The sequence below is a fragment of the Alphaproteobacteria bacterium genome, assembly GCA_016722515.1.
Lineage (GTDB): Bacteria > Pseudomonadota > Alphaproteobacteria > Rickettsiales > JADKJE01 > JADKJE01.
The window spans coordinates 267,375-287,389 of sequence record JADKJE010000001.1 but is presented as its reverse complement, the minus strand read 5'-3'; the positions used below and the strand labels follow the sequence as shown (position 1 = coordinate 287,389).

Annotated in this window: 16 protein-coding genes, 1 tRNA gene and 1 pseudogene; 13 read left to right on the top strand and 5 right to left on the bottom strand. The window is 42.9% G+C overall.

The window, feature by feature from the left end:
* Positions 1 to 37: 37 nt before the first annotated feature.
* Entirely contained in the window at positions 38 to 1,525 is a 1,488-nt protein-coding gene (gene secD, locus IPP74_01265) for a protein translocase subunit SecD (protein ID MBL0317928.1), read from the bottom strand.
* A 109-nt stretch (positions 1,526 to 1,634) separates the two neighbouring features.
* Positions 1,635 to 2,069 (bottom strand): preprotein translocase subunit YajC, encoded by a 435-nt coding sequence (gene yajC / locus IPP74_01260; protein MBL0317927.1) that lies wholly within the window; start codon positions 2,067 to 2,069, stop codon positions 1,635 to 1,637.
* A gap of 170 nt (positions 2,070 to 2,239) precedes the next feature.
* On the opposite strand from yajC, the gene eno reads away from it, so the two are divergent.
* Positions 2,240 to 3,523: a phosphopyruvate hydratase gene (gene eno, locus IPP74_01255; GenBank protein ID MBL0317926.1), complete on the top strand. Its 1,284-nt coding sequence runs from the start codon at positions 2,240 to 2,242 to the stop codon at positions 3,521 to 3,523.
* Positions 3,524 to 3,593: 70 nt separating this feature from the next.
* Positions 3,594 to 3,911 carry a septum formation initiator family protein gene (locus IPP74_01250; protein ID MBL0317925.1) on the top strand — a complete coding sequence of 106 codons (318 nt, stop codon included), beginning with the start codon at positions 3,594 to 3,596 and terminating at the stop codon, positions 3,909 to 3,911.
* A gap of 1 nt (position 3,912) precedes the next feature.
* Here IPP74_01250 and IPP74_01245 read toward each other — a convergent pair whose 3' ends face one another.
* On the bottom strand, positions 3,913 to 4,827 hold the full coding sequence (locus IPP74_01245; protein MBL0317924.1) for a complex I NDUFA9 subunit family protein: 915 nt from the start codon (positions 4,825 to 4,827) through the stop codon (positions 3,913 to 3,915).
* Between the two features lie 140 nt (positions 4,828 to 4,967).
* Here IPP74_01245 and IPP74_01240 point away from each other — a divergent pair.
* The 7 genes from IPP74_01240 to lptA all read left to right on the top strand — a co-directional run bounded on the left by IPP74_01240 (position 4,968) and on the right by lptA (position 14,758).
* A tRNA-Leu gene (locus IPP74_01240) sits at positions 4,968 to 5,053 on the top strand.
* Positions 5,054 to 5,248: 195 nt separating this feature from the next.
* On the top strand, positions 5,249 to 7,387 hold the full coding sequence (locus IPP74_01235; protein ID MBL0317923.1) for a hypothetical protein: 2,139 nt from the start codon (positions 5,249 to 5,251) through the stop codon (positions 7,385 to 7,387).
* Positions 7,388 to 7,796: 409 nt separating this feature from the next.
* Complete coding sequence (locus IPP74_01230; protein MBL0317922.1) at positions 7,797 to 11,855, top strand: M10 family metallopeptidase C-terminal domain-containing protein; 4,059 nt, start codon at positions 7,797 to 7,799, stop codon at positions 11,853 to 11,855.
* Between the two features lie 106 nt (positions 11,856 to 11,961).
* Positions 11,962 to 12,579, top strand: coding sequence for a ribonuclease D (locus tag IPP74_01225; protein MBL0317921.1), 618 nt, complete (start codon positions 11,962 to 11,964; stop codon positions 12,577 to 12,579).
* Positions 12,580 to 12,589: 10 nt separating this feature from the next.
* On the top strand, positions 12,590 to 13,579 hold the full coding sequence (locus IPP74_01220) for a KpsF/GutQ family sugar-phosphate isomerase (protein ID MBL0317920.1): 990 nt from the start codon (positions 12,590 to 12,592) through the stop codon (positions 13,577 to 13,579).
* Between the two features lie 9 nt (positions 13,580 to 13,588).
* Positions 13,589 to 14,227 carry an LPS export ABC transporter periplasmic protein LptC gene (gene lptC, locus IPP74_01215; GenBank protein ID MBL0317919.1) on the top strand — a complete coding sequence of 213 codons (639 nt, stop codon included), beginning with the start codon at positions 13,589 to 13,591 and terminating at the stop codon, positions 14,225 to 14,227.
* Between the two features lie 3 nt (positions 14,228 to 14,230).
* Positions 14,231 to 14,758 (top strand): lipopolysaccharide transport periplasmic protein LptA, encoded by a 528-nt coding sequence (gene lptA / locus IPP74_01210; GenBank protein MBL0317918.1) that lies wholly within the window; start codon positions 14,231 to 14,233, stop codon positions 14,756 to 14,758.
* Between the two features lie 35 nt (positions 14,759 to 14,793).
* Here lptA and IPP74_01205 read toward each other — a convergent pair whose 3' ends face one another.
* Positions 14,794 to 15,459: a hypothetical protein gene (locus IPP74_01205; GenBank protein ID MBL0317917.1), complete on the bottom strand. Its 666-nt coding sequence runs from the start codon at positions 15,457 to 15,459 to the stop codon at positions 14,794 to 14,796.
* Positions 15,460 to 15,704: 245 nt separating this feature from the next.
* On the opposite strand from IPP74_01205, the gene guaA reads away from it, so the two are divergent.
* Positions 15,705 to 17,261, top strand: a complete 1,557-nt coding sequence (guaA, locus tag IPP74_01200) for a glutamine-hydrolyzing GMP synthase (protein MBL0317916.1) — start codon at positions 15,705 to 15,707, stop codon at positions 17,259 to 17,261.
* 51 nt (positions 17,262 to 17,312) lie between these two features.
* Complete coding sequence (locus tag IPP74_01195; GenBank protein MBL0317915.1) at positions 17,313 to 17,972, top strand: ribulose-phosphate 3-epimerase; 660 nt, start codon at positions 17,313 to 17,315, stop codon at positions 17,970 to 17,972.
* A gap of 162 nt (positions 17,973 to 18,134) precedes the next feature.
* On the opposite strand, the gene IPP74_01190 is transcribed toward IPP74_01195, so the two are convergent.
* Positions 18,135 to 18,494, bottom strand: a complete 360-nt coding sequence (locus tag IPP74_01190) for a hypothetical protein (GenBank protein ID MBL0317914.1) — start codon at positions 18,492 to 18,494, stop codon at positions 18,135 to 18,137.
* A gap of 565 nt (positions 18,495 to 19,059) precedes the next feature.
* On the opposite strand from IPP74_01190, the pseudogene IPP74_01185 reads away from it, so the two are divergent.
* Both IPP74_01185 and IPP74_01180 read left to right on the top strand, forming a co-directional pair.
* A pseudogene (locus IPP74_01185) lies at positions 19,060 to 19,140 on the top strand (IS5/IS1182 family transposase).
* Between the two features lie 122 nt (positions 19,141 to 19,262).
* Positions 19,263 to 19,997, top strand: a complete 735-nt coding sequence (locus IPP74_01180; GenBank protein ID MBL0317913.1) for a methyltransferase domain-containing protein — start codon at positions 19,263 to 19,265, stop codon at positions 19,995 to 19,997.
* Positions 19,998 to 20,015: the final 18 nt, after the last annotated feature.

Below are 20,015 nucleotides of genomic sequence, written 5' to 3'. Positions count from 1 at the left end.
ATCCCCTGATAATGACTATAACATAAAAGAAAAATGCCTAGCAAGTTAAATGTTTTGGCTTTGCTAATTTCAACCATACATAAATGAGCAAGCGAGTAAATGTAATGGCTGTAAACAGTGAACAAATCAAGCCGATGGATAACGTAACTCCGAACCCTTTGATAGGGCCGTTACCCAACGTAAATAGCAGAAACGCAGCCAGCAATGCGGTGAGGTGCGCATCGATAATCGTACCAAAGGCATGTTTAAACCCTCTATCAATACTGGCAATAACGGAGCTGCCCTTGCGGATTTCTTCTTTGATGCGTTCAAATATTAACACGTTGGCATCCACAGTCATACCAAGGCTTAGGGCAATACCGGCAATACCTGGTAGAGTTAAGGTGGCCTGGAGTACAGAAAGGCCTGCCATCAACAAGATTAAGTTCACCAGCAATGCAATACTGGCAATAATACCAAATAATCCATAGAGGCAGGAAATAAAGACAATAATAAAACAGACACCAACAATCGCTGAGAATTTTCCAGCTGCAATAGAATCATTACCAAGGCTAGGGCCTACGGTACGTTCTTCAACAATATGTAACGGCGCAGGTAACGCACCGGCTCGTAACAGAAGTGCTAATTCTTCTGCGGATTCAATGGTGAAATTTCCGGTAATAATGCCGCTTCCACCTAAAATGGCGGACTGGATTACGGGAGCTGTTATGATTTTATCATCCAGTACAACTGCAAAAGCCTTACCGATATTCTCACGGGTGACTTCCGCAAATTTTTGTGCACCTGCCTGGTTAAATGTAAAACTAACAACAGCTTGTCCCTGACTGTAGGTAGATGAAGCATTGGTTAACATATCACCCGATAAAAGAGACTGCCGTTTGATGGCAAGCTTATGGTTTTCACGATGGCTATCCTCAAGTGGCAGAACTTGAGTATCAAGTGGAATTCGACCTTGGGCAATATCGGAAGGACTGACATGTGCATCGACCATGTGGAACGTCAGTTTAGCCGTCTTACCAAGGATCGATTTTATTTGTTCTGGATTTTCAACACCTGGCATTTGCAACAGGATGCGATTTTCACCTTGTTGTTGGATATCCGGTTCCTTGGTTCCGGTTTCATCGATACGACGGCGGATAATTTCGATCGATTGGCCAATAACTTGTTTGGCAATTTGTGTTTGTTGTGCTGGACTTAATGAAGCAACCACCGTACCGTTGTTAACATCAAGGGTGAGTTGAGAATTTACATCGAGCAATCCCTTTTTCACCGCATCAATATCATCCGTGCGCAGGATATCTAAGGTAACGGATGAAGCATTATGCTTCAGGTTTTTATAACCTATATGACTTTTGCGCAGATTTTGCCTGACAGAGTCTTCAAGGAATGACATTTGTTCATTAAAGTAAGTGCCTGTATCGACTTCGAGTAATAAATAAGAACCGCCTCTTAAATCCAAACCCAAGTTTATAGAGGGTCCCCTTAACCAGCTTGGAATATACCCCACAGCCGAGACTGGAAGCATACTTGGAAGCGCAAGAATACTACCTCCAAGAACAACAAAAAGAATAATTAAATTTTCCAACGGTTTAATCCAAGCATAAAGGGAACACTCTTATAGGAATAGGGATTGATTAAGATGCAGCAGGATTGTCAATCTCAGATTTTTCGTTGTCTGAAGATTTATTTTCAACTGCTTTTTCTTCCTTAGTAGAGGTGTTTTTGGCCTGTTGAGCATCTGGATTAAATTTACTGGTCACAAAAGATTGAAGGATTTTGATTTTAACCTGCGGGGCAATTTCAATGATGAAGGTTTGATCGCTCGGTTCTACTTTCGCAATGGTGGCAATGATACCACTATTGGTGACTACTTTGTCTCCTTTTTGCAAGGCAGCAACCAATTCGCGCTGTTCTTTGCTTTTTTTCATTTGCGGGCGAATCAGGAGAAAATAGAAAATAGCGACCAACGCAACGATCTGAAAAATCGAACTCGGAATTCCACCGATTGTAGCGTTTGGATCTGTGACTGCTGGGGCCGCCTGGGCAAATGCATCTGCGATAAATAGCATGGTTCCTCCATTGGAAATAGAAATGTTATAACGCCCGGATTATAAAGTGATATTGCAAAGATGGAATCTTTTTTTTGGTTTATGTTAAAAAAACATGTAACAAGCCTATTGCATTCTTTTGGTGAGACGGCTAAAACCTTCCGTATAAGTGTATCATAAGGAGAGTTAAGATGGTTGATATTATCGATGTATTTGCACGTGAAATTCTAGACAGCCGAGGTAATCCAACAATTGAAGTTGATGTTGAGTTGGAAGATGGGTCCATAGGCCGGGCCGCGGTTCCCAGTGGTGCCTCAACCGGCAAAAAAGAAGCCAATGAATTACGTGATAAAGAAGATCGTTATGGTGGTAAAGGTGTCCAGCGTGCCGTCGAACATGTATGTATCGACATTGCTAACGCGATTACCGGGATGGATGCAACTAATCAACGCGAAATTGATTTAAGTCTGATTGAGTTGGACGGTACTGAAACTAAATCAAAACTGGGTGCAAATGCTATCCTCGGGGTATCGTTGGCGACGGCTAAGGCGGCGGCTCTCAGTGTTGATTTACCACTATACCGTTATATTGGAGGGCTATCAGCGCATATTTTGCCAATACCGATGATGAATATTATTAATGGTGGTGCACATGCTGATAATCCTATTGATATTCAGGAGTTTATGATCGTTCCTTCTGGGTTTGAAACATTTTCTGAAGCACTGCGTGGTGGTGTTGAAGTGTTCCATGCCTTAAAAGCCCTTCTGAAAGAAAATGGCCATATCACGGCTGTTGGTGATGAAGGTGGTTTTGCGCCTAATCTCAAAAGCGCGGATGAAGCTCTGGGGTTTATTATGAGAGCAATTGAAAAGGCCGGCTATCGTCCAGGCGAAGATATCATGATTGCTCTAGATGCTGCTGCTTCTGAATTTTATAAGCATGGTAAATACCATCTGGAAGGTGAGGGGAAAACCCTTGATGGCGGACAATTAACCAAATATTGGGAAGATTTAGTATCGCGCTTTCCGATTACGTCTATTGAAGATGGTATGGCTGAAGATGACCATGAAGGCTGGAAAATACTGACCCAATCGCTTGGAAATAAAATTCAGTTAGTGGGTGACGATTTGTTTGTGACAAACCCTGAAATCCTTTCCGAAGGAATTTCACAAGGGCTGGCGAACGCCTTGCTGGTTAAACCCAACCAGATTGGTACCTTAACAGAAACACTAACAGCTATCACCATTGCCCGGAGTGCTGGCTATGGTGCGATATTATCACATCGTTCTGGCGAAACCGAAGATACCACGATAGCCCATTTAGCGGTTGCCACTAATTGTGGTCAGATCAAAACCGGGTCGTTGTGCCGTTCGGATCGTTTAGCTAAATATAACGAACTGCTTCGAATTGAAGAGGAACTTGAAGATCATGCTGTTTATCCTGGTTTACTTAAAACCATGTTTAAACATGGGTAATGATTTGACTTAAGATAAGAAAAGGTTAATCTTTTATTCCTATTCTATAATTGTGTTCAGTAAGGATAATATGGTGCGACCGCGGCGTAAAAATAAGTCATTGCAGGTAGGATTAATGGTTCTCTACTTTTTAGGGGTAGGCTATTTTTCTTACCATGCATTAAGCGGTGATAGGGGAGCGCTGGCGATGGTCACACTTGGTCATCAACTGGATGAAGCCAAAGTTAAATTAGAAAAAACCAAAACGGAGCGTCAGCAGCTTGAGCACCGTGTATCATTATTGCGTCCTAATTCACTGGATCTTGATGTGTTGGATGAACAAACCCGCTCTCAACTAGGCCTAGCCAGAGATGACGAGATGGTCATTTTGTTGGATAAAGATAATTAGTTTATCTTAAATACTCTGTAGCAATAATTTCAAATGTTTGAGGAGTGATCCCCAAATGTTTAAAGCCAAGCGCGTGCTCGTCCACAATATTGTTATATTTAAGGAGCTCAACCTGATCATCGGTAAGGAGAGGATGAGGAAGCAATTTTAAGAACATCCCCATGGTTTTTGCTACGGTAAAAGGTATCGGTAACAATAATCTGTGACGATGTGTTTTTTCGAGGATAAACGTAAGAATGTGTTTAAATGAAACTTTATCAGGCCCGCCTAGTTCATAAATATTTCCTTGAGTCTCTGCATGTGTTGCGCAAAAGACAACGGCCTTGGCAATATCATCAACGTAAACTGGCTGAAAGAGTGTTTTGCCTCCGCCAATCAAGGGCAACATAGGTGATAAGGCAGATAGGCGCCCAAACAGATTAAAGAATTGATCTTCATGGCCAAACACAACGCTGGGGCGCAAAATAGTAGCTTTAGGAAACGCAGCAAGCACGGCCTTTTCACCATTTATTTTGCTTGAAGCATAGGCTGAGCTTATGGCGTGGTTAGCACCCAGTGCGGAAAGATGGATAAAAACAGGAATCGATAATTCACTCGCTACTTTAGCAATGGATTCAGGAATTTGGGAATGCATCTTTACAAAACGCTGTCTGCCTTTTTCATATAAAATGCCTGTGGCGTTAATGACGATATCACTGCCTCGGAGTGCATCACGCAGGACGGATTCGTTAGAGATATTGGCTGGGATAAGTTCAATTTGGCCAACGGTGCCGCATGTTTTTAAATAGTCCGATTTTTGTGGATTACGGCTGATGACTTTGATGCGTGCTCCTTGCTGTGCAAAAGCACGAACAATATAACTGCCAATAAAACCTGAGCCGCCAATGATGCTTACGATTTTGTTTGAACATGTCATGGGTAATCCTGAATGGTTTTTGTGTTGTCGTGATATAAAAAAAATAGTGCTCTTTGGCTTTCAAGTCAAAGTTTTTTCGTGGCTGCTTGACATTGAGGGTTTTATACCGTATTCGTTTGGGTCTGTTTTTATCGCATAATGCCCAGATGGCGGAATTGGTAGACGCGCTAGCTTCAGGTGCTAGTACTCACAAGGTGTGGAGGTTCGAGTCCTCTTCTGGGCACCATCCTGTGCTCCTATGAGTTTCGGGTGGCTAGCCACCTAAGAGTTGGGGTTTTAGCCAATACATAAAAAACTGCACTTGATTTTTCAATTAATCGTTTTTTCATAATTTGCCTTTATAGATGTAAGTGCGCTTGCGAGTAGTGCATCGCTTTGCTTTCATTTTAACGTATGAACCATAATTAAGTCGGGGGACTTTATGACCGTTATCAAAGGAACTGTTAATAATGATATTCTAACAGGAACAAGTGCTGATGAAGCAATCTATGGTTATGAAGGTGACGATTCAATCGTTGGCGGGAATGGAAATGATAGCATCGATGGGGAAACAGGGAATGATACCATTATCGGGGATGCGGGGAATGACAGCGTTTTGGGCGGTGATGGCAGTGACAGTTTATTCGGATTTACAGGCGATGATATCCTTTATGGAAATCACGGAAATGACTCACTTTATGGCTGGCAAGGTAACGACCTTTTAACAGGAGGGTCAGGTAACGACCTGCTTTATGGCCAGGAAGGTAATGATACAGTATTTGGCGGTACGGGTGAGGATAATCTTAATGGTGGTGCTGGAGATGATGTGAGCTTTGGTGAAGACGGGAACGATTACATCGATGATAAATCTGGAAACGACACATTATCTGGTGGTGATGGCAATGATACTATCTTAGGCGAAAGCGGCGATGATTCCATCCGTGGGGATGCCGGGAATGATTCGATTAATGGCGGTTCTGGCAGGGATACGCTTTGCGGTGGCGAAGGCAATGATACACTTTTAGGTGGTGATGATATCAACTATCTGGATGGAGGTAAAGACAATGACAGCCTTGTCGGCGGTGTCGAGCATGATGTCCTCGTAGGCGGAAGTGGCAATGATACCATGAATGGCGGGAAGGGCGAAGATGACTTTATTCTTGAATCGCAAGGCGGAACGATTACGATTAATGATTTTGAAAAGGGATATGAACGTGTTGATTTAAGAAATTTCTCTAATATTACCGCAACCGATATTCATTTTAGCGAAGGAACCAATAGTGTTATTGCAACGATTGGCCAAACCGGACAAGAAGTTATTTTTATAGGGTATCATTTGGGCGGTATTGCTGATACCGACTTTACGTTTAGTTCTCTTGGCACGACTCCACCGACGACTCCACCAGTAGAGACGCCTCCCTGTGATGATCCGGTGATCCCTCCAGAAGTTCCACCTTCCACACCTCCGGAAACTCCACCAACGACTCCACCAGCAGAGACGCCTTCATGTGATGATCCAGTGATCCCTCCGGAAGTTCCACCTTCCACACCACCTGAGACTCCACCGACGACTCCACCCGTAGAGACGCCTTCATGTGATGATCCAGTGATCCCTCCGGAAGTTCCACCTTCCACACCACCTGAGACTCCACCGACGACTCCGCCCGTAGAGACGCCTTCATGTGATGATCCGGTGAGCCCTCCGGAAGTTCCACCTTCCACACCACCTGAGACTCCACCGACGACTCCACCCGTAGAGACGCCTTCATGTCATGATCCAGTGATCCCTCCGGAAGTTCCACCTTCCACACCACCTGAGACTCCACCGACGACTCCACCCGTAGAGACGCCTTCATGTCATGATCCGGTGAGCCCTCCGGAAGTTCCACCTTCCACACCACCTGAGACTCCACCAACGACTCCACCTAGTCATGAGACGGATCATTGTGGATGTGACGGTGAACCGATGGCGCCCAATCATGGAAATGGTGCATTGTTTAATTTCTGTGATACCTCTGAGCAATTATTCCACGGTGCAGATACGAATGATTTGCTTAATTATTCGACACTGTATGTTGATACCTACTTGCAAGGCGGAAAGGGGGAGGACACCTTGTTTGGTGGTCATGGTAATAATACCTTGCTCGGGCAAGATGATAATGACCAAATCATTGGTGGCGATGGCCGGGACAACATTTGCGGCGGCTCAGGTAACGATTATGTGCGCGCAGGTGATGGCAATGATATTCTCCAAGGATCCTCAGGTAATGATGTACTTGCTGGTGATAATGGCAATGATACCATATGGGGAGGCACAGGGAATAATGACCTGACCGGCGGCGATGGAAATGATGTCTTTTATTTCGTAGCTAATACTCAATCAAATCCCCAAAATATGGATACAATTACCGATTTTGTGACGGGTCAGGATTATATTGATTTGTCTGCACTTGGCAAAAGCTTCGGTGATTTGGAGATTACAGAGAGCCACGGTGAATACTATGTAAATATCTCCGCAAGTCATATAATAATTGAGGTTACGTCGAATAGCGCTTTATCCGCGGGTGATTTTATATTCTAATTCGCTTTCTAATAATCTGCCTGAAAGCTCCACAAAATGTCAGTTTTGCGGAGCTTTCGGGCTTTTTAAATTCTGTCATGCCCTTATTGTTGTGGTATTGTGACATTTAATTGGTATTGGATATATGTGCAATGGCTCATTCATATCCTTTGTTTTTTATAATAAAAAAAGGTTATTTTAAGTCGTTGTTTTAGTTGTTTGTTATTTTTACTTTAGATACTTTGTTGTTCTTTGTGTTGGTGATGCATATTTTTTGAAATATGGTTCTTTTTTGACGTGATGAAGGCTTGATTAATAAGGGCTAGTAAGATTTCTTGAATTCTTAATGAAATGAGCTTGATCTAGAGCAGTTTATGCTCTATAATTCGCGTCAGTCTAAATTTAAGGTATTCACCAAGGAGTTTCGTTTATGGCTATACAAAGTAATCCGCATGTTGCAACACAAACTTTATCAGTTTTAGGTGTTGTCAATAGTTCATCTAGTTCATCTGGTTCAGCTACTTCTGGTACGGTAAACCAAATTATGGGTGACGCTAAAAGCAACCATTTGGTGGGCACTAATGGCGCTGATAATATCGATGGTCTCGGGGCAAATGATAGAATTGAGGCCAACGGTGGAAATGATACTGTTTATGGATCGCAAGGCAACGATAAAATCGATGGCGGAAATGGAAGTGATAATCTCTACGGAGGTGGCAACGACGATACTATCAGCGGTCAAAGCGGTAATGACAGACTCCATGGTAATGATGGAAACGATAGATTACTCGGAGACGCAGGTGACGACCAGCTGTCTGGCGATAGCGGTAATGACACACTGTACGGTGGATCCGGCAAGGATTACTTGTCAGGTGGCCTAGGTAATGACAAGCTGCATGGTGATGCAGGAAATGATTTGTTGAACGGCAATCAAGGCGATGACACAATCGGTGGTGGCCAAGGTAATGATATTATTTTTGGGGACGAAGGAAACGACAGGCTCGGCGGAGGTAAAGGTAACGATACACTTTACGGTGGTGCGGGTAATGACACTGTTTGGGGTGGTTGCGGCAACGATAAAATTATAACCGGAACTGGAAATGATCGTGTTGGTGGCGGTGCTGGTGCTGATATTTTTGAATTCCAAAAAGAAGGCGGTTCGACCTTAATCAAAGATTTCAATGCTCATGATGGTGATAAAATTAGCTTCCTGAGTTTTCCTGGCGTCTACTCAATGAGTGACATTCAAATAGAGCATGTGAACAACGACCTTTTGATTGTTATTCCTGCAGCAAACCAAGCTATTACACTGAGTGGTTTTTTCTGTAATCATTCTCCTGAATTGGTTTCGAGTATCTTCCAATTCGGACAATCTCCTGTCCCTGACCCAACGCCTGGTCATAATCATAATGTGGCTACACCACATGATGATAATCTTGTTGGAACCACTAATAACGATAGCATTGATGCCCTCGCGGGTAATGATACGATTAATGGTGCTGGCGGTGATGACGTATTACGTGGTGGTGAAGGACATGATGTGATTTTCCACGGTAACGGTAACTCAGATGTCTATGGCGATTCTGGTAATGATACCATTATCACTGTTGGTAGTGGAGCTGAGAATGTATCGGGTGGTATCGGTAATGATTTAATCAATAATACGTCTGATACGGATGGCCAGGATGTGCTGTCTGGTGGGGATGGAAATGATACCATTCAGGGCAGTAGATTTGATGAGTTTTTCAATGGTGATGCCGGCAATGATTATATTGATGCAGGCGATGGAAGTGACCGAGTCTATGGTGGTACTGGAGATGATTCTCTCTATGGTGGTGCTGGAAATGATACTCTTTATGCTGAAGGCAATGATACCATTGACGGGGGTGAAGGCGATGACCTTTTCTACACAACGGAAGGCAATGTAAGGCTGACTGGTGGAGCGGGCAATGATCTGTTTACCATCCAAGCTGGACAGGTAGCCGGTGTTCAATATGTACAGACGATTACGGACTTTGCCCAAGGTAGTGATCGAATTAATATCACTACGGTTGTGTCAACACTTAAGTTTTCGGACTTTGTTATTACTAAAATTAATGGTGGTTTTGAAGTCGCTAACACGACAGCTGGTATTAAAATTGATGTTTTAACAAACGCTACACACTTAACGGCCGCTGATTTTCTAATCAATGGAAATGATTCAAATGGTATTCCTAACGTAACCGTAGACGGTCCTACCTCCGGCAATGACAGCCTTGTCGGTACCGATGGTCAAGACAGCGTTGATCTTTTGGGTGGTGATGATTTCTACGATGCTAGAGGTGGTAATGATATCGTGAACGGTGGTGATGGAAATGATTACATCCTTCCAGGTGACGGAACAGATTCTATCAACGGTAATGCGGGTGATGATACAATCATCGGTATGGGAAGCAGTTCAGATTTTGTTCGCGGCGGTAAAGGTGATGACAACATTGATTACAGCCAATCGTCTGGAACCAATACCCTCTATGGTGATGATGGCAACGACACGGTTGCTGGTGGTTCGGGTAATGATACCATTTATGGCGGTGACGATAACGACTCGTTAAGTGGTAATGGTGGAAACGACCTGATCCAAGGTGATGCCGGAAATGACGAGATTAATGGTGGTGATGGTGATGACGTGCTTCGTGGCCAAACCGGTGATGACACAATCAATGGCAATGCTGGAAATGACACCATTTATGGTGGTATTGGTGCTGACCAATTGACCGGTGGTACTGGAAACGATGTTTTCGTTTTCGAAACAGCAGGTGATTCTGTTGAAAATGGTGCTGATAAAATTAAAGACTTTACCCATGGTGGTGACAAAATTGACTTATCTGCACTCGTTGATATTAAGTCATTCAGTGATTTAACCATTACAGACTCAGCAGGAATCGCAACCATTACGAATGCGGCAACTGGTTTGAAATTGTTTGTTAACCATACAGGTATATTAGATGCGACAGATTTTGTGTTTGCGGGTAGCGATCCTGATCCACAACCAAATCCTGAGCCTGCTGTACCTACTGTTGGGGATGATACTCTTTCAAGCCCGGGGCATGTGAATATCGATCTGCTTGCTGGAAATGATATTTATACAAGCGCAGTAGGCGGTGATACGATTTCTGGAAATGATGGTAATGATTCTATTATCTCTAGTGTTGGCGGTGATTCGATCAATGGGAATAAAGGAGCTGATACAATCGTTGGTTCTGGTTCTATTGCAGACTTTGTCCGTGGCGGTCAAGATAATGACTTTATCAACTACTCACGCTCCACTGCACATAACACCTTATACGGTGATATGGGTAATGACAGTATTGTTGCTGGTTCAGGCAATGATACCGTGTATGGTGGTGATGGAGATGACACTTTAACGGGTGGCTCTGGAAATAACTTAATCCAAGGTGATGCTGGTAATGATCATATAAGCGGTGGCGCTGGTGATGACGTATTACGTGGTCAAACAGGTGATGACGTTATCCTCGGTGATGCAGGTAATGATACAATCTTCGGTGGTCTGGGTGCTGATTCACTTACCGGTGGCGATGGTGTCGATACGTTCGTACTCGAAACAGCTGGTGATTCAACAACGCTGTCTTCTGATACGATTACCGACTTTGCTAAAGGTGATAAGCTCGATATTTCTGCTTTGAATATTGGTTCTTTCACAGATTTGACCATTACCGAAAGCAATGGCGTTGATACGATTACTAATACAGCGACTGGCTTGAAATTAGTGGTTAATTATTCTGGGAATTTGGCTGCGGATGACTTCGTCTTTACTCCACAAGGTCAAGGTAACATACCTGTAACAACCGGTGTAACCACAGGTAATGATGATCTTACTAACACGACTGGTCATACGACGATTGATTTGCTGGCTGGTAATGATAAATATACCAGCTCTGCAGGTGGTGATAATATCTCTGGTGGTGACGGAAACGATACCATTATCTCTACGCATGGCGGTGATACCATCAACGGGAATGCTGGTGATGATTTGATTGTTGGTTCTGGAGCTGTAGCAGACAATGCTCGCGGCGGTCAAGGCAATGATATTATCGATTACTCAGACTCTACAGCGGCTAACGTACTGTATGGAGATCTTGGCAATGATGTGGTTCGTGGTGGAAGCGGTAATGATGAGATTCATGCCGGTGCTGGAATCGATGAATTATATGGCAATGGCGGACATGATACCTTTGTATTCGATGCAGCCAGCGATTCAACGGCTCCTGCTTCTGATATCGTCCACTTTGTGCATGGTGAAGATAAAATCGACTTGTCGCATATTGGCAACCAACTTGATTTCGCTCACTTGTCAATTTCTGCTGCGGGGAATGAGTTCACAGCAACCGGCGATAAGATTGATTATACCGTGTCAGACACTCAATCTGGTCTGTCATTTAAAGTGATAACGGGTGGTGTTGCATTGGATAGCTCTGATTTCATTTTCTAGAGTATAACCTTTCTATTACCAAAAAGGGCCCCTATGGGGCCCTTTTTTTCTTGGTATTTGCCAGGGGATGATATAGAATACGGTATATAAATAATGAGGTTTAGACATGGTAGAAATTAGGCTGCACCAAGGTGATTTACCGGGTGATGTGGTTTTTGAGGAGTCGGTTGCGATTGATACCGAGGCAATGGGACTTAATTATGCACGGGATCGGCTGTGCTTGGTACAGTTAGCTGGTACAGATGGTGTGGGGCATGTTGTACAGTTTCGTGATAATGTGTTTAATGCGCCGAATCTGGTTCATTTACTTTTAAACCCCAAGGTGCTTAAAATTTTCCATTTCGCCCGGTTTGATATGGCTATTATGAAGCAATATTTAGGAGCGATGGCCACGAATGTCTATTGTACTAAAATAGCTTCGCGACTTGCTCGTACCTATACTGATGAACATAGTTTAAGAGTTTTATGCCAGGAATTGCTGCATATCAAGATTTCTAAGCAGGAACAATCATCGGATTGGGGGAGGGCTGACTTAAGTGAGTCACAACTCCATTATGCAGCCAATGATGTATTGTACCTCAATCAGATAAGACATGTGCTGGATGACATGCTGAAGCGCGAAAAGCGCGAACATTTATTGCGTGGTTGTCTTGATTTCTTACCAACCCGCGTTGAGCTTGACCTGGGAGGATGGAATTCGCCCGCAAAAATTTTCGACCATTAATAAGGATCATATGGAAGCGTTATTAGATAAAAGCCATACAACTAATTGTAAGGAGACTGATTTGAAAAGTGCTTTTCGTGTTCTTGATCTTGAAATTCAGGGACTTCAAGCTTTGAAACAGTGGGTTGGAGATGACTTCTTACGTGTGCTTGATATGCTTTCTGATTTAAAAGGAAAGCTGATTGTAAGCGGTATTGGTAAGAGCGGCCATATTGCCAGGAAAATTGCTGCAACGTTTGCTTCTACTGGTCTTGCTTCACATTTTGTTCATCCTTCCGAAGCCAGTCATGGCGATTTGGGGATGATTACGAAAGATGATGTGGTGTTGCTCTTATCTAATTCAGGAGAAACCCAAGAATTGCGGGATATGATTCTGTACTGCAAACGATTTGCTATTCCTCTGGTCGGTATTGTTAGGCGAAAAACTTCAACCCTGGCTGAGGCAGCTGATGTTGCGCTTATTTTACCTGAAATCCCTGAAGCTTCATCGGTGCAAGCCCCAACTACGTCTACTACAATGATGTTGGCAGTTGGTGATGCGCTAGCAATCGCCTTATTTGAAAGAAAAGGATTGAATGAAGAGCATTTTCGGACGTTTCATCCGGGCGGGAAATTGGGTGCATCCTTTATCAGGGTAAAAGAATTAATGCATACCGGTGAATCAGTACCACTACTTAATGAACAGGCAAAAATGGAAGAAGTCCTTTCGGTCATTACTTCCAAAGGGTTGGGTTGTGCTGGAGTCGTCGATGATAGGGGGCACCTAACAGGTTTTATTACCGACGGTGATTTGAGGAGAACACTTGGGAACGATTTCTTAGATAAGCTGGCTTATCAAGTGATGACCCAAAATCCTATTACCACGAAACCGAATGTCTTAGTGTCTGAATTGCTTAACATTATGAACTCTAAAAAAATTACCAATCTGTTTGTCGTTGAAAATGAGAAGCCGGTAGGTGTGATCCATATTCATGACATACTCAAAGCTGGTGTGGTGTAAATTTTATTTATGGTTGCACATAAGCCGGATATGACTGATGTCCACAAAATCTCGTTGAAAGGTGTTGCTTATCATACCAAATGGGTGAGCTTGACGAAAGCTATACTTGTGTTATTGGGGCTTATTCTTATTCTGGTCTTGTTGGTGCTTCCTAATATTGATCAAGGGAAAAAACGCGTCAGTTTGATCAGCCCAATGATTAATAAAGTATTCCCCCTTATCAACAAAATGACTAACCCGCGTTTTATGGGGATTACCAGTGCAAACTACCCATATGATATTCAGGCTGTTTCTGCTGTACGGATTGATAATGGAAATTTTGATGTAGAAGGAATTACTGCAGATGTGACTTTAAGCAAAAGTTTACTCATGCAGGCAGTTGCTGATAAGGGCCACATTTACGCAGAGAAAAAGGCTATTGAACTTATGGGGCATGTAGATATTTTGCTGTCCAATGGTTTGGAATTTAGAACGGAACAGGTGCATATTGATATGGATTCAGGGACCGCCTATGGTCAACAACCCGTTGAAGTACAAAATGCTATGGGAACTCTTTATGCCAAAGGATTCATGTTTAATAAAGAGGCCAAAAATGTTGATTTTACTGGACCTGTTAAGTTAGTTTTTTATCCCCAAAAGAAGGATTAATATATGGTGAAAGCATCGTTGACGACAATGCTGCTACTCGGATTTATGGCATTAACTTCTCCTCTAGCGTTAGCGGCTGAAAAAGATTCCTCCAAACCTGTAGAAATTAATTCAGATAGTCTGTCTGTTAACCAGGAAAAGCATTTAGCAACCTTTCTGGGCAATGTAGAGGCGGTTCAAGGTTCTGTTATTATCAGGTCGGAAAAGATGATCGTTCATTACCGGGATAAAAAGGATAATAATGATCAAAGTGCCGTGTCTTTGATTGAGGTCATAGGTAAAGTATTCCTAACCACCGAAAAGGAAACGGCATCTGGAAGGCAGGGAGAGTATAATGTGGACAAAAAATTGGTTACGTTAGACGGCAATGTCATTCTTACTCAAGGTAAGAATGTTATAAAAGGTGACCATCTTGTTTATAATATGGCCACTGGGAAAAGTGAGTTAACCAGTGCCCCAGGTACTGCAGGAGCCACGACGCATAAAGGAAGAGTGCACGGGGTGTTTATACCGGATAAGCAGAACCAGTAACCCAATTGCTCCTGTTACCTATTAAGAGGCCCAATTTAAATGCCTCTGCCACCTGGTTGTGGTGGTGGGGTTGGGCCTGTAAATGGTTTGCTTAATTCCCCTAATCTTTTGAGGTCGATTTGCCCGGTGCGGCTGAGATGCTCTAGTGCTTTTATAGCATCGGTTTTAGTGAACCGTCGTTCAGAAGTCAGCTTTTGCGGATTATTATTATTTAGTTTTTTGAGAGCGTTAAGCACTTGTTGTTCTAAGTGCATACGATAGGCTTGTTTTTTCTTTTCTTCCTCTTCTTTCTTAAGAATGGTTAGTTCTTCTTCTGTTTGGGCTTCTTTTGCTCCGGTTGCCAGCCCTTCAGCCATGAGCTTTGCTTTTTCTAAATCTTTTTCTGCCTGCGTTTGCTCGGGTTCAGCAGGAGTAACCGAAGGTGTTTGTGCCATGACAGGGGCTTTCTCGGTCGTTTCTGCTTTGTTCACCTCAATATCTGCGGCTTTTCCGCTGAGGACCAAATCGACTTCTTCGATAACTAATTGTTTTTGAATTTCAATAACTTTTTCAGGGGTAATCCCCATCTCTTCCAGTGCGGCTAACGTTGATTTTAAGGTTTTCCTCTCGGCACTGCTAAAGCCCGATTTTAATGCAGCATAAGATGCAGGCACCGAGAAAACAGCAGCAATTAAAGAAAAAATACCTAAAGAAGATGACATTGTTACCTTTTTCTCTATTAAATAATGTTCATTATTATGCTATTAGCTGGATTTTTAGCCATAATAAAAAATGGCTTTTATCATTCTTATAGATAAAGATTAATAATTCTATAAAAACATTCAACCCATATAAATGTTATAGGCGAGTATCGTTAAAAATTCAAGGCTGAAATAACTTCTCATTTGAGCCAAAAGCTGCTAAAAAAGAGCATAAAAAATATTGTTTAGAAACCTAAGGACCAGTTATGCAGCACCATGAAAAAATTCTCATTATTGACTTTGGTTCACAAGTTACCCAGCTTATTGCCAGAAGGGTAAGGGAAGAGGGGGTGTATTGCGAGATCCATCCGTATAATAAGGTCTCTGCTTCGTTGCTTGAGGATTTTAAGCCCAAAGCCATTATTTTATCTGGAGGCCCGTCTTCAGTCGGCAAGCATGGATCGCCACGCATCGGTATGGATGTATTTGAATATGGGGTTCCTATCCTTGGTATTTGCTATGGTCAGCAATTAATGTGTGATTTGTTGGGAGGAAAAGTTGAATCCTCAGACCATCGTGAATTTGGCAAGGCCTTCGTTACGGTTGAACGGGAATCACCTCTATTCAAAGATGTCTGGAAGCTTCATAGTATTCAGCAGGTATGGATGAGTCATGGCGATAGGGTCATTGCTTTGCCACAGGGGTTTTCCGTCATTGCAACAACGCAACACGCTCCATTTGCTGCAGTAGCCGATGAATCTCGTCATTTTTATGGTGTGCAGTTTCATCCTGAAGTGACCCATACGCCTGCAGGAGCAAAACTAATCCATAATTTTGTTCGCAATGTGGCTAATTGCAAAGGGGATTGGACGATGCAAGCCTTTCTCCAGCAGGCCATTGACGATATTCGTAAAAAAGTTGGAAAGGGCAAGGTTATTGCCGGGGTCAGTGGCGGGGTTGACTCTTCTGTGGTTGCGCTGTTATTGCATAAGGCATTGGGGGACCAGGTCACCTGTATTTTTGTGGATCACGGTTTACTTAGAAAAGATGAATCGCAACAGGTGGAAGAGATGTTTGTTCGCCTTGGTCATGTACCACTTATCCGTAGGGACGCAAAACGCTTGTTCTTAGACCGGCTTAAAGGGATTAGTGATCCAGAACAAAAGCGCAAAATCATTGGCAAAACCTTTATTGATATTTTTGAAGAAGAAGCCAAGAAAGTTGAGGGGGCGACCTTTTTAGCTCAGGGAACCTTGTATCCTGATGTCATTGAATCGATCTCGGTTCATGGTGATGCTTCCGTGACGATCAAATCACACCATAATGTTGGCGGTTTGCCAGATCGTATGAATTTGAGCTTAATTGAGCCAGTGAGGGAATTATTTAAAGATGAGGTACGGGCATTAGGGCGTGAGCTAGGCATGCCTGATGAAATGGTTGGGCGTCATCCATTCCCTGGACCTGGACTTGCTATTCGGGTTTTAGGTGAGATTACTGAAGAGAAATTAGAAATACTTCGTAATGCGGATGCGGCCTATATCAGTGAAATTAGGAATGCTGGTCTTTATGATGTTATCTGGCAGGCTTTTGCTGTTTTATTACCCGTACAGACGGTTGGCGTTATGGGTGATGCCAGAACCTATGAATATGTGTGTGGATTAAGGGCTGTTACTTCGGTCGATGGAATGACTGCTGAGGCTTATTATTTTGAAATGTCCTTTTTAGAAAAAGTGGCTAACCGCATCATCAACACTGTAAAAGGTGTGAACCGGGTGGTTTATGATATTACATCAAAACCACCAGGGACTATCGAGTGGGAATAAAATCTGTTACACTCATCGACCCATTAACAAGAACATGTATTAGAGATAATTATGAGACCTATTAAAATTGCCCCATCCATTCTTTCTGCTGATTTTGCTAGGCTGGGTGAGGAAATAAAAGCGGTTGATAGGGCCGGGGCTGATTATATCCATATCGATGTGATGGATGGTCATTTTGTACCCAATATCACCATTGGCCCCTTAGTCGTAGACGCTATAAGGCCCTGCTCATCTAAGCTATTTGATGTGCATTTGATGATTCAGCCCGTTGATCTTTATATTGAATCCTTTGCAAAGGCCGGTGCCGATATTATTACGGTTCATGCTGAGGCAACGGCTCATCTGGATCGGACTATCAGTTTAATTAAGTCGTTTGGAAAAAAAGCAGGCGTGTCACTGGTGCCAAGCTCACCCCCAGAATTACTCGATTATGTTATGGATAAAATTGATCTCGTTTTGGTGATGACGGTCAATCCTGGTTTTGGTGGCCAATCCTTTATAGCTTCACAGCTCCATAAAATTAAAATCATCAGGCAGAAAATTGCTGCTAGTGGCCGTGTTATTGATTTGGAAGTTGATGGGGGCATTAACCCAGAAACGGCCAAACAGGTCATTGAGGCAGGAGCCGATGTATTAGTAGCAGGATCCGCAGTCTTTAGGGGCGGCAATGAAGCGTCTTATGCCAGGAATATTTCGGCGTTGCGACAATAGGACTGCTTAAACAGATGAGAGACTCAGCACAACGGTCATTGTGCTACCGGCGCAATTCAATCATTCGCAGTCTGTGAAACGGATACGTTTGATGGGGTAAGATGGTATCGTTTGACCCATAAAAAAACCCCGGCTAGCCGGGGTTTTTGAATTTTATTAATCCTAGTCTTTCACCGTTGGTGGAGCAGGAGGTTTAGGTGGGCGTTGACGCGCACAACCTAATAAATCATAAATATGATTAAGATATTCTAAGCGTTCATCAGCAGATTTAACGGCGCGTTGTGCGCTTTCCTGGCTGTGGGCATAGCAAAGAGGTAAGAAAATATCAACCGGAGAGTCTTTGTTGACCTCTGCCGCACGACGGAAATATTCTGCCTCGTTGATCTCTAAAGCCAATTCTTTACAGGTAAGCAGCTTATCTTTACGTTGAATAGGCTGAACCCTCACTGAAGACTTACAGCTGCAACCCGCTACCAGTAATGAAATAACGGCAGCACTGACAATTTTTTTGTACATAGGCATAACCATCCTTTAAACATTCCAGGTAAAACCTGAAACCAAAAATAACTCTAGGCATTATATAACAGCTTGCTTTTCTATGCAATACCTAAATTCTTGTAAAAATGAAGTTCTAGAAATGTTATGTATAAGTATAATAAATAAAAGATAAATTTAGAATAAAACTGAGTGTTATGGATTAATTGAAATATTTAGTGAGCTTAAAGGGATTGATTCTTGTGCGAAAATTATGTGCGTGATCGGGCGATAGTTTCTGCATGGTCAGAGCATGATCAGGACATGGGTTCTAAATATCATAATATCCATAGCGCAAGAACTACGAGGGAAAGTCCGGTTAAGTGATAATGGAAGAAGAAGGTAGTGCCTAATGGTTGTTTTAACGGGTGATATACGTATTTGCAAAGGATCAGCAAGCCTTGTCAATTGGCATATTGCCTGCACGAGATGTTTCCTGAATTATCTGGAGAGATCCTATCGAAGAGAAATATTGGACACAACGTACACAGGGTCTACCTAACCAGAAAGCACATAGTTTTCCATAAAAAATAAGTGAAATGATTATGGTTTGGCTTTTCTCCACTTGAAATGGTGGCGTGCTATCGCTATGCGTGATGCTAAAAATACAGCCCCTTTTCTGGCTGCGGTATAGATACGATGCAGTAGCTTGTCGGCCAATATCTCGTGCCGACAGTATCTATAGGGGAGCATAAGCTTTTATTGACCATGCGTGTAGATTGTTTTAACCTATGAGAGGTAGGTTTGGGAAGGCTTGTGATGTTTGCACCTGATATTATGGCTTTATCAGCATTTTATCACTCTCACCCGGGAGAATTAGTCCATCGGGTGTTGGTGTCGTATGTTCAGAAATTTTGTCGTGGCCACCACGTGCCTACGGTGGGAATTGGCTATACTCTTGGGGTGGTTGAGGAAGCAAAAGCATTTCATATTATTCCAGCGCATATGGTTCATCCAGAATATAGTTTGTCAACGTCGCCTTTACGTTGTTGTATTGCAGATACGTGCGAGCTTCCTATTGAGAATGAATCGTTAGACAGGCTTGTGTTGCTACATGCACTGGAGTACAGTAATTGTATGCCTGAATTTCTAGCGGAATGCTGGCGGATTCTTGAGCCAGGAGGGAAAATGCTGGTGGTGGTTCCAAATCGCAGGGGATTTTGGAGTCATGGCGACCAAACTCCCTTCGGATATGGTCACCCTTTTCATCCAATGCAATTATCGCAATTGCTTAATCTTGTGCGATTTAGAGTCACCGGTTTGAATACAGCGCTGTTTTATCCACCGACAGAAAATGTTATTTTGCTTCAGGCCGCCCCAATTTGGGAATGGATTGGAAAATATATCATGCCAGCTTTTCAAGGGGTGTTGATTATGGAGGCAAAAAAGGATGTATTTGCACTAAACCCGCCAATTCAATCAGAATTTTCTTTAAAGCGCTTAGTCGGCCCGGCAGTTAAACCTATTGTTGGTCGCAATCATCAACAATAGAATGTGTGAAAACTATGT

Excerpts from the sequence above, each read along its gene's own strand:
- secD (MBL0317928.1), bottom strand. The coding sequence starts at position 1,525 with ATGCTTCCAGTCTCGGCTGTGGGGTATATTCCAAGCTGGTTAAGGGGA.
- yajC (MBL0317927.1), bottom strand. The coding sequence starts at position 2,069 with ATGCTATTTATCGCAGATGCATTTGCCCAGGCGGCCCCAGCAGTCACA.
- eno (MBL0317926.1), top strand. The coding sequence starts at position 2,240 with ATGGTTGATATTATCGATGTATTTGCACGTGAAATTCTAGACAGCCGA.
- IPP74_01250 (MBL0317925.1), top strand. The coding sequence starts at position 3,594 with ATGGTGCGACCGCGGCGTAAAAATAAGTCATTGCAGGTAGGATTAATG.
- IPP74_01245 (MBL0317924.1), bottom strand. The coding sequence starts at position 4,827 with ATGACATGTTCAAACAAAATCGTAAGCATCATTGGCGGCTCAGGTTTT.
- IPP74_01235 (MBL0317923.1), top strand. The coding sequence starts at position 5,249 with ATGACCGTTATCAAAGGAACTGTTAATAATGATATTCTAACAGGAACA.
- IPP74_01230 (MBL0317922.1), top strand. The coding sequence starts at position 7,797 with ATGGCTATACAAAGTAATCCGCATGTTGCAACACAAACTTTATCAGTT.
- IPP74_01225 (MBL0317921.1), top strand. The coding sequence starts at position 11,962 with ATGGTAGAAATTAGGCTGCACCAAGGTGATTTACCGGGTGATGTGGTT.
- IPP74_01220 (MBL0317920.1), top strand. The coding sequence starts at position 12,590 with ATGGAAGCGTTATTAGATAAAAGCCATACAACTAATTGTAAGGAGACT.
- lptC (MBL0317919.1), top strand. The coding sequence starts at position 13,589 with ATGGTTGCACATAAGCCGGATATGACTGATGTCCACAAAATCTCGTTG.
- lptA (MBL0317918.1), top strand. The coding sequence starts at position 14,231 with ATGGTGAAAGCATCGTTGACGACAATGCTGCTACTCGGATTTATGGCA.
- IPP74_01205 (MBL0317917.1), bottom strand. The coding sequence starts at position 15,459 with ATGTCATCTTCTTTAGGTATTTTTTCTTTAATTGCTGCTGTTTTCTCG.
- guaA (MBL0317916.1), top strand. The coding sequence starts at position 15,705 with ATGCAGCACCATGAAAAAATTCTCATTATTGACTTTGGTTCACAAGTT.
- IPP74_01195 (MBL0317915.1), top strand. The coding sequence starts at position 17,313 with ATGAGACCTATTAAAATTGCCCCATCCATTCTTTCTGCTGATTTTGCT.
- IPP74_01190 (MBL0317914.1), bottom strand. The coding sequence starts at position 18,494 with ATGCCTATGTACAAAAAAATTGTCAGTGCTGCCGTTATTTCATTACTG.